Annotated in this window: 3 protein-coding genes; all 3 read right to left on the minus strand. The window is 60.7% G+C overall.

Annotation, left to right across the window (positions count from 1 at the left end; translation table 11 throughout):
- Positions 1-7: 7 nt before the first annotated feature.
- Positions 8-9,913, minus strand: coding sequence for a hemagglutinin repeat-containing protein (locus V2S86_RS19280; protein WP_330763737.1), 9,906 nt, complete (start codon positions 9,911-9,913; stop codon positions 8-10).
- Between the two features lie 26 nt (positions 9,914-9,939).
- Positions 9,940-11,616 (minus strand): ShlB/FhaC/HecB family hemolysin secretion/activation protein, encoded by a 1,677-nt coding sequence (locus V2S86_RS19285; RefSeq protein WP_330763738.1) that lies wholly within the window; start codon positions 11,614-11,616, stop codon positions 9,940-9,942.
- 269 nt (positions 11,617-11,885) lie between these two features.
- A complete protein-coding gene (tldD, locus tag V2S86_RS19290) occupies positions 11,886-13,331 on the minus strand; it encodes a metalloprotease TldD (RefSeq protein ID WP_212557168.1) in 1,446 nt (481 codons plus the stop codon).
- Position 13,332: the final 1 nt, after the last annotated feature.

Raw genomic sequence — 13,332 nt, forward strand, 5'->3', positions numbered from 1 at the left:
CAGTACCTTAGTTCTTGATTGGGATAGTTTTAGGTTCAACCAGTTGGCCCGTTATTGCGTTACGATAAGCATGGATTTCAAATTGTGAGCCATCAGCAGCGGTATAACTCTTGCTAGATACTTTACTCCAGTCAGACGCTTTACCGCCATATTCTGCGACTAAACGAGATGAGTCACGTAAAACAATAGGTGATCCATTTCCTGCCATTGAAGAACCACCATTCTTGGCAAGATCCGCCAACTGCGCTTCACTTGCCAGCGACTTATTCAAATTCAGGCCACTGGCCGCACTGTGAGCTGCATTATTAGCTGTCTTAGCCGCCGTCGCCTCTGCCGCTGTCTTACCGATACCTACCGCACCACCGGCCCCAACACCGCCCGGTACGATGGCTTCCGACATCTGGATACCGGCATTATTCAGGCACAGCACCACATTACCCGCACAAGCCTGTATCGCTGCTTTCGCTGCCGCTGCTATTTCGGGGGTAGCCGCTGCCAGTAAACCACCACCAAGACCCGCCGGAAGCGCCACCATCAGCGCATCGTTCATCGCCAACCCTTTCTGGCAGGACGCTGAACCTGGGTCAGTGCTGCAAGACGCGATATTTTTGCCGTGTTCCTGCACGAACCTGGTCTGAGTTTCCTCACTCCCACCCAGCAAGTTATTCTCCACCGCCGTCTTACCGGCCACGCTACCGCCCACGGCGCCCGCCGTGCTGTCCGCTATCAGTCCACCCGCCAGCCCGGAAGCCAGTTGGCTCAGCGCGCTGACGTTTTGCTTCTCGGCCTCCGTCAGCGCCGACGTCGCCTTGCCATAATACTGCTCGCTGATGATTTTAGCAGCCAGTTCACCACTCGCCGCACCCGCAGCACCGGCCGCCACGTTATTGCCCGACACCAGCGCCACCAGGGCACCCGCCACCGCATGCGCTGCCGCGTTCGCCGCCGTGTTGCCCTCCGTCCGGCTTTTGATTTCCTTCGCCAGATAGGGGGCCAGCGCACCACCCGCCGCCGCCCCGATATCACCGCCGCTGAGCCCCGCCAGCGCCGCGCTGATGGCCGTACCCGCGGCCCAGAAGTTGCTGCCAACCCCATACGCTTCTTGTGCCGCCTTATACTCCGGCGAGGCCTCCAGCATCTGCTGCCGCTGCTCTGGCGAGGCACTCAGGTAAGCCGGGTCCTTGCTCAGCTTCTCCGCCGCTGCACGCTGCGCCTGCAGCATCTGCTTGTTACCGTAGTCGCTCACCAGTTGCGTCGCCAGCTGTGTAACGCCCTGGGTAAACGCCAGATTGTCCTTCACCTTCGCTTCATCGAAAATTTTATCGATGCGGCCGTTGGCGTTGTCCGTATCCCGGCTTAACTCTGCGACATCCTGAGTTTGGTTCGCCGTATCGCGGATATCAATCTGGCCCGCAGCGATGGCCGACTGCGTGGTACCGCTCGCCTTGCCCTTCTCCTTCGCCAGCCCGCCACCGGTTGGCCCGCCGGTCGACAGACCGAACCCGCTGCTGCTGGCCTTGTATTCCGCCTTGTTATCGATGGCGTCCCAGCCCAGCGTACCGGTCGACAGCTGGTTTTTGATGCTGTCCGCCGTCGAGGCAATCACCCCGCCGTTAAGCTGAGTGTGTTTGCCGACGTTAATATCAAACCCTTTATCACCCGCGAACAGCCCGCTTTGCTCACCCACGCTGGCGTATTCGCTGTCGATTTTGGTCTGGCTCATGCTCAGCGATGCCGACCCTGTCATCGAACCGAAGGTAAAGCTGGCTCCCGCGCTGCTGTCCTTCTGCCAGCTGTGATAATCGTCGGTATCCTGCAGGCTGCTGATGGACAGGTCACGACCGGCATCCACCTTAATCTTCTCACCCAGCGCCTGCGCGCCGGACAGCACCGTATCGCGCCCGCTGCTCAGGCTCAGTTCATCCCGTGCATTCACCCGCGTGTTAACGTACTCGGTGCTGTTGCCGTCGCTGGCACCTTTCGACTGATAACCGCTGGCCGAGGCACCAATGCCGGTCTCCTGCCCCAGCGAGATATGCACCCCGGCGTTCCAGCCGCTGCTGTTGTTCTTGCTGGTTTGCTCCCTGTTGTTGCTTGCCGCGTCCAGCAACACGTCGTTTTGCGCCACCAACGTCACCTTGTTGCCGGTGATACCACTGCCGCTGACATGCACGTCACCGCCGGCTCCGTTCGCCCCCGTGGCGACCAGCGCGACATTGCCGCCCGCCGTCAGGTTGCTGCCGCGTACCTGGTTTTGCGCCAGTTCAGACTCGGAGGTGCTTTTGCTGGCACCCACGCTCAGTTGCACTTTCACGCTATTGGACAGCTCACCGTTGGCCAGCCCCTGCGCCTGATCGGCGCTAGCCTCCGAGTTAACCCAACCGGCGCGCACGGCCTGTACCGCATAGAGGGCTTTCAGCCTGCCGTCGCCGGTGTCCTCCACACGCTTCAGCGAATCATTGATCGCCAGCAGGGTATCGGTGATGGGGCTGGACACCGACACCGTCAACCCGCTCTGCTTCTGCTCGTAGCGCTCCTTGCGCCGCAGCAGGTCATTGCCCGGATCGATTCTGATGTCCCCCGCCACCACGTTCAGGTTTTTATCCGCAATCACATCCGCGCCGCCGATATGCGCCTTGCCGCCCGCCATGATATTCACGTCGCTGCCGGTCGAGCCAATGGTGCTGACGCTCTGGCTTTGGGTGGTGCCGTCTTCGTTCAACTGATGGCGCGACGATTTACTGCCGAAGGTTACGCCGATGCCGCCGCCGCTGAACATGCCGCTGGTTTTCTTCTCGTTCAGCCGGTAACTCGATTGTTCTTCGGTGGCCGCCACGATCGCGACATTATTGCCTGCCTGCAGATTGACCTTGCCGTCGCCCACTACCGTCGAGCCCTGTACCTTCAGGTCGTTGCCGGCGTTAAGCGAGAGGTTATTGCCGCTCAGCAAGCTGCCTTTCTCGCGGGTGGCATAGTCCTCTTTCACCGTATGGGTGGTGGTTTTGGACAGCAAGCCTTTCCTGGTTTTGGTCTCCTCGAAGAAGCTGTAGTCACTTTCGGTGGCGCTGTTGAGCGCGATATCGCGCCCGGCGTTGACCGAGACATCGCCGCCTGCCTGCACCTGTGCGGCGTTGAGGACCGCGTCGCGTCCGGCCTGCATGTGCGTATCGCCACCGCTGGCGATGTCAGTGCCTTGTTGGCGGAAAGAGTCGTTCACCTGCTGCTTACCGCCGTCGTGGCTCGCCTGATACTCCCGACTTTGCTGCGCGTTGAGGTTAAGGTCACGCCCGGCGTTCAGCCCGACATGGTTATCCGCCACTATCGCCGCCGCCTGCGAGTTCAGGTCACGCCCGGCCTGCACCTGCAAATCGCCGCCGCTGGTGAGGGTGCTGCGAGTGGCGCCACTGCCGATGCGCTCGTTGCCGTCGGTTTTCTGGCGTTGGCTCTGTTCGGCGGTGTGCAGATTGATGTCGCGGCCTGCGCTCAATGCAGCATTCCCCTTGCTGCCGATCTGGCTGGCGGTCAGGTTAAGATCCTGCCCGGCTTTCACGCCCAGCGCCCCGCCTGCGCTGATCTCACTGGCCTGGCTGCCGCGCGCTTCGCTTTCTTTACGCCCGCCCCCCCAGCGGCCGCCGTCCGCGCTGTCGGCGGTATGGGTGTTGTTGGCAATCAGGTTAACGTCGCCACCCGCTTGCAGGCTCATCCCACCGCCGGAGGCCACTTTCGCGCCGGTGATGTCGATATTGCCACCCGCCTTCATGCTCAACCCGCCTTCGGCGCTGATGGCGGCAATATCGCCGATTTCAGTGCGCGACAGGGCCAGGGACTCACCGCCCAGCGTCCCTTTAGCATCCCATTGGCGGGTCTGGGTTTTGTTGATGATGCTGCCGTCGAGACTTTCCAGCGCCACCTGCCGGCCGCTGAGGGTGGAACCGATATTGTTGATATCGCCGATGGCGGTGAGTTGCAGTTCGCCCGCGGCGTCCATCAGCCCGCGATTGATATTGCTGATGCCGCTCTGGCTGGTAACGCTCAGCCGTTCGCCGCCCTGCAACGTACTGCCGTCGTTGCCGATGCTGCCGGCGTTCAGATTAACGCTGTTGCCTGCAATCACGCTGCCACTGAGCGGTGCCAGGTCTTTTTTGGCCAGGTACAGCTTCGGTGCCAGCACCGTTTGGCCATTGACCGTCACCTTCTCCCACCAGACGATGCTGCTGTCCAGCTGTGCCACCTGCTGCGGCGTCAGGCTGATCCCGAGCTGCAAATTCAGGCCGCTCTGCGCCTGGGCAGCATTGTCGATAAGTTGTTGCATCTGCTGCAAATCGGAGCCGACGCCGTTGATATAACGCTTGCCGGTCTGGGTCAGCAGGGCGTTGCTGATGTAACGGGTATCGAACGCCGCATCGCCAAGGAAGCGGTAGTCGTAGTCCGGATTCAGTTTGAGACGATCAAGGAAATAGGCCGAACCGATAAACTGCGTCTTGTTAGTGAAGCGGCTGTCATTCTCACGCGGCGCAGCGCCGGGCTGCTGGCCCAGCATGGCGTACAAATCGTTGAACAGACCGCTATCCAGTTGCCCCAGACCTTCCAGTTTGGGGTTGGTGGTGATCAGGTACGGGCTGTTCGGATCCTCGGTCGGGACAAAGCGGCCATTACCGCCATTCGGCAGCGGATAATCCGCCAGTTCGGCGGCGTTGTTGCCGAGCGAACCCAATGCATTCTGCAGACTGTCGCGCCATGCCGGGCCGCCGACGGCAACACCCTGATCGCCCGCCAGCCCCTGCTGTTGTGCGCCGTCGATGGCATCCGGCTGTTGCAGGCCGTCGAGCGTCGGCCGGGCGATCGTATGGCTCAGGCTGCCGGCATTCGGCGTTACCGCCGTGTTGCTGATCGTGTCGGTAAAGCTGGCGTTAACCGCACCGCCAGCCTGAATCACCGAACGGTAGACGCCGTCGTCGGTGCGTTCGGTCCGTACCTCACCACTGGCCTTGTAGTGAATATGCTTATCGTCGATTTTCCCTTTCGAATAGTCGTTGATGGGGGAAACCTCTGATACCCGAGGTGGGCGATCCGAGCCCGGCAGCTCAGGTTTTTGATAGGTATAAGTTTGATAACGCGTTTCCGTACCCGCCGCCCAGGACTGGTTATTCAGTGTGCCGCCGGAGAGCGCAATATCCCCATTGGCCAGAATATCGCTGGCCAGGTTATCCAGGGTCGCGGCACTCACAGCCATATTGCGACCGGCGGCAATGCGCGCCGCACCGCCCTCGCTGCTGACCGTCACTTTGCTGACCGACAGCGCCACCTCACGGGTGGTGGCATACGGCGAGGCGTAGGTATACACCTTGGTGATTTCCCGCGCGTCATTCCCCGCCAATTGATGCCAGGTGGTGACGGTGTAGTAGCCGTACTCGTCGTCGTTAAAGAAACTCAACGGAATGCTGGCGGTAGCGCCGTTCAGCCAATCGTATTTCTGCGTCAGATCCTCCTGCGTAACCGAGGTTTTCAGGCCATCACGTTGGTTAAGCAGGTGCGCGGTTTTGATCTGGATATCGCCGTTTTCGGTCTCGACGGTGCCGGAAGTATTGACGATCTCGCTGTTGGCATTGCCGTCGGCATCTTTCTGCATCCACAGGCTGTTGCCCGCCAGAATATCGCCGCGCTGGTTGACGATGCGATCCGCCATCAGCTGCATATTGCCGCCGCCGTACAGCATGCCACTGTTAAACAGCTGATTGGCGGCAATCAGCAGCAGATCGCCGGCGGTACCGATAAAACCCTTGTTGGTGATGTCGCTGCGGCTGAGCAGTTGCACTCGCCCGCCCGATTGCAGGCTGGCGCCATCGTTTTGTTTGATGCTCTCAGCCTCGAGACGCACCTCGCCACCACCGCCGCGTACCCTGCCGGCGTTAGTCAGCAGCCCGTGGCTGCGCAGGTTCAGGCTTTGCCCCTGAGTGGTCCCTTGCAGCAGAACGTCGCCGTCGGCTGCAAGGCTCAGCGCATTGCCTGCCGCCAGGGTACCTTGCTGAGTAAAGGCCTCTTTCAGCGTCAGCACGATGTTGCCCAATGCCACCAGTTGACCGTACTGATTCAACAGGCTGCCTGCCAACATCGCATCACCGGCGCTGAACAGCTTGCCACCCTGTCGGTTATCCATCTGCCGCGCTTCGATCGCCATCTGGCGCGTCGCCAGCAGCGTACCGGCATTCTCCAGGCTGTCCGCCTTCAGTTGCAGATTGCCGCCTTGCAGCGTCCCCTGATTATTCAGGTGGTTAAGCGTCAGTTGGTTATCACCGGCGGCAAGCAGTGTACCGCTGTTATCAAGCTGAGATCCGTTGAAGATCAGGCTACCCGCCTGCAGCCAGCCAGCGTTATTCAGCGTTGGCGCCTGCAGATCCAACGCGCCGCCGACGATCAGTTTGCCCGGGTTGATCAACTGACGATCCAGCCGCAGTTCGCTGCGGCCATCGCCCTGCATCTCACCGGCGTTGTTCAGCTCTGCCGCCGTCAGTTGCAGCGCATTTTGGCTGCGCACGTTGCCGCCGGCCAGGTTATTGAATACCCCACTCAGCTCAGCGTTAAGGCTGTTTTTCCCCAGCAGCCTGCCACCGTTGTCCAATTGCACGGCCGTGAGCCGCAGATCCCCCGCCTGTATCAGGCCCGGATTATCGATGCGTTCCGCATTCAGTCGCAGTTCGCCGTCGCTCAGCATCTGCCCCGAGGCCTGCTGCACGGCTGCACCGGCGATCTCGGCATCAAGCCGCTTAACGCCGGTCAACACACCGCCGTTATTCAGGTTATCGCCTTTCAGGCGCAATGCGGCGGCCTGCCAGCTGCCCTGATTGTTCAACGCCAGCGCCGTCAGCGCCGCCTCACCATTAGAGACGATTTTGCTGCCCGCGCCGGCGTTGAGATCGCCGTTCAGATCCACGCGGATCAACTGTTTCGCCTGCAAGGTACCGGTATGATCCAGCTGCCGCGCCGACAGCAGAATGCGATCGCCCTGCCAGAGCCCGGCGTTATTGACCGCTGCCGCCGCGACGTTGAGTTCGCCGCCGCTCAGCAACTGGCCAGCGGCAAGATTATGCAGATCCTGTTGCAGTTGCAGCGCCAGCTTTTTCACGCCGATCAGGTTGCCGCTGTTGTTCAACGCGTCGGCTTCGATCTGCGCGCTGTCGCCCTGTACTTCCCCCCGGTTATCGACGCTGCCGGCTTTCAGCCTCAGCGCGCCTTCCGTCAGGACCTTACCGCCGTTGTCCAGCACGTCAGCGTTCAACACCAATGCCCCGCGGCTCAATACCTGCCCCGGGTTATCCAGTTGGCCGACCCGGGCGGTCAGCCCGTCAATGCCCAGTGCGCTGCCGGCGTTGTCCCAGCGCTGCGCGGTGATATCAATAGCCTGCCCCTGCAGCTTGCCGGTGTTGTTCAGTTGCGCAGCTTGCAGCACCAGCGCACCGCCGGCCAGGATCCTGCCCGACAGGCGGTTCTGCAGCTCGTTGGCAGCGACATCCGCCTTGCCTTTGGCCTGCAGCAGCCCAGCGTTGTCCAGAGCACTCGTCTTGATTGCGACGTCGTTCGCCGCAAGCCGTCCGGCGTTATTCAGCAGCGGGGCGGCCAGCGTCAGCGCATTTTCCGCCACCAGCTCACCCAGGTTGTCTACCGACTGCGTGAAGGCCAAATCCAGCGCCGCAGCACCTATTGATCCACTGTTGGCCAGCCGTTCGCCGCGCAGAGTCAGTTGCTTGCCGGCCAGCAATTCACCCTGCTGTTCAAGACGATTTACGGCCAGCGTCAATTGCTCACTGGCGTGCAACTGCCCACGCTGGTTCAAATAATTCCCGTGCCAGTCGAGGTTGCGCGCGCCGATCTCTGCGGTATTGTCCACCGTCGCGCCGCTGACCTTCAGATCCCCCAGGGTGCTGAACACCCCGGCAAGTTGCGCACCCTCGGTGGCTTTCAGAGACATGCCCTGTTTGGCCTGGGTTTGTCCGCTCGCAGCGGCAATCATCCGTTGGCTGTCGATCGTCAGCTCGCGCTCCGCAGAAAGCAAACCACCGAGCCGCACCTCATCCGCCTGGAGCGCGATGTCGCCATCACTGAGTAGCGAAGAACCCTGCGCGGTTTTCAGCGCGCCGCCATTAAATGCGACGCCCTGTTTGCCGGTAGCGCTGCCGGCCAGTAAAAACTCGCCCGCCTGCACTCTCAGTGGGCCGTCGGTATACAGAGAACCGCCCAGGTTCAGGCCGTTTTTCACCGTCAAATCAAGCCGTTGTTGAGAACCAATCAGCCCCTGATTGTTCACGCCATCGGCGTTGATCGTCAGCGCGCCGCCCGCCTGCAGTTTGCCGCTGTTATCCAACTGCCTGCCGGTCAGGTTCTGCGCCCCCTGCGCCTGCATCAATCCGGTGTTGGTCAGTTGCTGTGCCTGAACCCGGCTGTCGCGATTGGCGGCCAATTGGCCATGGTTTTTCAACGTGTTGGCCTGCAGTTGCAGATCACGCCCGGCAGTCAATGTTCCCTGCCAGTCGCCATCGCCGCTGAGCGTCAGCCCGATATCGCCTTCGGCGGTCACCCGGCTGGTCGCTCCACCGTTGAGGCTAGCGGCGTTCAGTTGCAGATCGCCGCCGGAGGCAACCTTACCCGCCAGCGTCAACGCGCCGGCTTGCAGATCCAACTGCTTCAGCCCGGTGAGCGTTGATGTACCGTCCAGTTGCAGGTCACGTTGCGCCTGCGCCGTTATCGTCCCGGCCGTGAGGCGGCTGTTATTCCATTGCTGCTCCCCGGTTTTCACCTTCAGCGTTTGCCCGCCGGTGGCCCGTTGTTGCTGATCGGCGCCGGCCAGCAGTGTGCTGCCGTCGGCCTGCAGTTTGCCGGCCGCGTTAAGCGCCATATCGCCTGCCGCGCTCAGCGTGGCCTGATTCAACGCGATATTGCCCCCGCTGTTCAGGGTTATAGCCTGCCCGGCCTGGTGGCTGCCGCTCAGCGCCAGGTCGGCCGCATTCGCGCTCAACGCACCCTGCGCCAACGAATTGTGCAGCGTCAGCTTGCCCCTGGCGTCGAGGTTGATATCCCCCTCGCGGGCGTTAAGGTTACCGAGATTCACCCCCACGCCCTGTTCGCTGGACACCAGATGGATGCGGTTGGCATACATGCCGCCGAGCGCGCCGGTGTCGATAGCCACCCTGGGTGCCGCGCCGTGGCCGGCGATCGCCGTGGCGTTGCCTGCCGCGTCTACCCGATTGGCACCGAGCGTGATGCGGGCGTCTTTGGCATGCAGTTTTGCGTTGATCTCGGTGGCGCGGGCGATCAGGGCGAATTTATCGCTCTGGCTGGCGTCCAGCCCTTTGCCTTGAACGGTGATCGCCCCCTGGGTCACTTCCAGCGCCTGCAGCTTGCCATCGGCACCCAGCACCGGTTTGCCGGTGGTCAGCGTCACGTTGGGGGTATTGATAAAACCGCAGCCGTCGCAGGTGATGCCATAGGGGTTGGCCACCATCACGCTGACCTGTTTGCCCGCCACTTCCAGGTAGCCTTGCAGCTGTGAAGGATTGGGCGCCACCACTTCGTTAATGATGCCCTGCGCTGCCTTGCCGGCCTGCAGGTTGGGGTTATTCTGGATCAGGCCGCCCAACTGGCTCTGGTTGAGCTGACCGGTGGCGTTATTGAGGATCAAGCCTTCTTTGCCGACGTTGAAATCGTTGTATTTATTATGAGAAATACCGGCCTGGTTCGGCGTGGCGATATTGACCACCGGCACGCCGTTGGCAGCCTGATCGACGCGGGTATTGCCTTCGGCGACGTTAACGCCGGCGGCAAAAACCGGCAACAGCGGCTGGCCGGCCAGCAGGCCGCACAGGGTGTAGCTCAGCAGGCGCTGATAAGCATTAAGTGGTTGATTGTTTTTATGTTTCATCCCTGAAACCTTCCTGTGCGTTAAGGTTAAAGTACGATATTGACCCGGTAATACACCAACACCCGGTCCGGCTTCAGCCAGTCTGGATAAGCCAGCGGCCAACCGACGGTCAGTTGGCTGCCGAAATAGCGGTTGCGGCTGCCCAGCCCGATGGCACCGCCCCACAGCGTGCCGGAAGCGTTGGCGTCCAGCGCGTCGTGATGCAGCCAGCCGCCGTCCAGCGCGGCCAGGGCGTCGATACTGCCCAGATACGGCAGCGTCACCAGCGTCCGGTTAACTTCATTGCGCCAGTAGCCGCCCTTGTCGCCGGAAAGATACTGCTCTTTGAAGCCGCGCACCGAGCTCTCGCCGCCGATAGTCAGGCGCTCGCTGCCGTACAAACGATGGGGTGTCCACTGACCGTACAGGCTGGTGAGGTAAGTCCAGTCCTGCGTCAATGGCAGGTAGTAACTGCCGGAAAGCGAAAGCTTGTGGAACTCGGCGCGTGGCGCTTCCTTGATTTTACCGCTGTCGTCTTCGGCCCCCAGCCAGGGCACGCCGCGGCTGTAAGCCGGGTTTAACGTGGCAAAGCCACCCAACAATTTCTGGCTATGGCTGAGCCCCAGCGTAACGCTGGTCAGCTTGCGGCTGCTGCTTTCCAGCCGGGTATCGTTGAGCGCGTTACGGTTAATGCGGTGCGTCAGCCCCAGAGACAGGCCGGTTTTCATTTCACCGTCACGAAACAGCACCCGCGACAGGTTCAATCGGTGAGTCTGGCTGTCGCCGCTGGATCGCCAGTCAAAGCCCTGATTGTTGATAGTGGTCAGGTAGTCGCTGTAGGCATAGTTATAATCCAGCAGCCAATAGCCATAAGGCAGGCTGACGCCGGCCTGCACGCTGCGTGCATTGTGATCCTTGGCGAAATCGCTGCTGCGCGCGCCGGAAACAAACCACTGGTCCGCCACGCCCAACAAATTATTGCCGGTCAGCGAACCGTTGATTTGACCGGTGCCGGTACTCTTCTGACCGCTATTATCAAACCCCAGCCCCAGCATCAGCGGGAACTCGGGTTTGGCGCTCAAATTGACCACCGAATAACCCGGCTTGCTGCCGGGCAGAATTTCAATCTGTACCGGCTGCTGGCGCAGGCGGTTGATCTGCTCCATGCCCTGTTCGATATCGCGCAGATTGAGAATATTGCCCTTCAGGCCGGGGAAAGCCATTTTCAGCATGCGATCGTCGTGCTGTTCCAGCAGGATCTTTTCCAGCTTGCCTTCCAGCACCAGCAGCCGCAGTTCGCCACGCGACAAATCCTGCTCGGTCAGGAATGCGCGGCTGGTGATATAGCCACGGCTGATATACCAATCGGAGATCTTCTGTACCAGCGTTTGGATTTGGCCCAGATTCAGGCAGCGTTGCAGGTAGGCTTGGGTCAGTTCCTGCCGCGCGCCGGCCGGCAGGTGATCCGCACCTTCCAGCCGAAGGGTGGTGATGGTGAAGCAGGGGTCGCCAGAACTGGCGTTTGATTCTGCAGGCACGGGCAACGTCGGTGTCAGGCTGCGTTGCAATTCCTGCCGCTGCTGCTGATTTTGCTCAAGCAGGCCACGCTGTTGTTGTTGAATACTGTCGCGATCCGCCGGGCTAAGCAGGTTTGCGCCAGCAGTGGAGGAAAAGAAGAAAATGCAGAGTAAAGCGGCTGAGAGCCGCCGAGTGACTGAATCCATTCAGAAGGCCGTCCCTATGACTTTTTCGGCATTCTAAAGGCGGCGCGGGATAGGTAACAAGGCATAAATTATGGGTTAAACATTAGATAGCCTAACCAAACAAGAAAACTCTTAAACAAAAACCCCATAAAATCAGTTTTTACACTTAAAAATGGCTTATTGGTTTTATCTAATCGGAAAAAGCAGCGAATCCGTCTTAATTATGGCTAATGCGATAAGCACCGCAAAAAACGGATTTAGTGGGGCCGTGAACCGGCCCCGGAAAAGAACTACGCGGTACCGCCAACGGTCAGCATATCCAGCTTCAGGGTCGGCTGGCCGACGCCCACCGGCAGGCTTTGCCCTTCTTTGCCGCAAACGCCTACGCCTTTATCCAACGCCAGATCGTTGCCGACCATCGAAATCTGCTGCATCGCCTCAATGCCGGAGCCGATCAGCGTCGCGCCTTTCACCGGCTTGGTGATGCGGCCTTTTTCGATCAGATAGGCTTCGGTGGTAGAGAACACAAACTTGCCGGAGGTGATGTCCACCTGGCCGCCGCCAAAGTTCGGCGCATACAGGCCGTACTCCACGCTGGCGATGATCTCTTCCGGCGTGGATTTGCCCGCCAGCATGTAAGTGTTGGTCATACGCGGCATCGGCAGATGCGCATAGGACTCGCGGCGGCCGTTGCCGGTCGGCGCAACGCCCATCAGGCGCGCATTCAGCTTGTCCTGCATGTAGCCTTTCAGGATGCCGTTTTCGATCAGCACGTTGTACTGGCCCGGCACGCCTTCATCATCGATGGCCAGCGAACCGCGGCGCCCCTGCAGGGTGCCGTCATCCACCACGGTGCAAAGCTCGGAGGCCACCAGTTGGCCCATCTGGCCGCTGAACACCGAGGTGCCGCGACGGTTGAAATCGCCCTCCAGGCCGTGACCTACCGCTTCATGCAGCAGCACGCCAGGCCAACCGGCGCCCAGCACCACAGGCATATTGCCGGCCGGGGCCGCTACGGCGGAAAGGTTGATCAACGCCATGCGTACCGCTTCTTTGGCGTAGGCGTCCGCGCGGACTTCGCCATCGGCGATTTCCAGGAAGTAGTCATAACCGAAACGGCCGCCGCCGCCGCTGGAGCCGCGCTCACGCTTGCCGTCTTCTTCCACCAGCACGCTGACGGAAAGGCGCACCAGCGGGCGAACGTCCGCCGCCAGGGTGCCGTCGGTCGCGGCCACCAGGATTTGCTCATACACGCCGGTGATGCTGGCGCTCACTTCCTGCACCCGCTTGTCGGCCGCACGGGCAACCTTGTCGACGCGGTGCAGCAGGGCAATTTTCTCTTCGCGCGGCAGGCTTTGCAGCGGATCGAGCAGCGGATACAGCGCCTTATGGCTGATTTCCCCAAGCGTATGCGCCCGGCCGTCACCACTGTCACGCACGATGCTGCGCGCCGCCTGGGCGCTTTGATGCAGGGCATTCAGGGTTATCTGATCGGCATAGGCGAAGCCGGTTTTCTCGCCGCTGACGGCGCGCACCCCAACGCCCTGGTCGATATTATAAGAGCCATCCTTGATGATGCTGTCTTCAATCACCCAGGCCTCGTGGTAGCTGGACTGAAAATAGAGATCGGCGTAATCGAGGCGGCGTTCGGCCAGTTGCCCCAAGACAGAGAACAGGTCCTGGTGGCTCAACTTATTCGCAGCAAGTAACTGCTCACTGACAAACGTCAGGCTCATA

Source organism: Serratia sp. C2(1), from assembly GCF_036352655.1.
GTDB lineage: Bacteria > Pseudomonadota > Gammaproteobacteria > Enterobacterales > Enterobacteriaceae > Serratia > Serratia inhibens.

What these genes read in the sequence shown, in the direction of transcription:
- tldD (WP_212557168.1), bottom strand. Translation starts at nt 13,331, where the DNA reads ATGAGCCTGACGTTTGTCAGTGAGCAGTTACTTGCTGCGAATAAGTTG.
- V2S86_RS19285 (WP_330763738.1), bottom strand. Translation starts at nt 11,616, where the DNA reads ATGGATTCAGTCACTCGGCGGCTCTCAGCCGCTTTACTCTGCATTTTC.
- V2S86_RS19280 (WP_330763737.1), bottom strand. Translation starts at nt 9,913, where the DNA reads ATGAAACATAAAAACAATCAACCACTTAATGCTTATCAGCGCCTGCTG.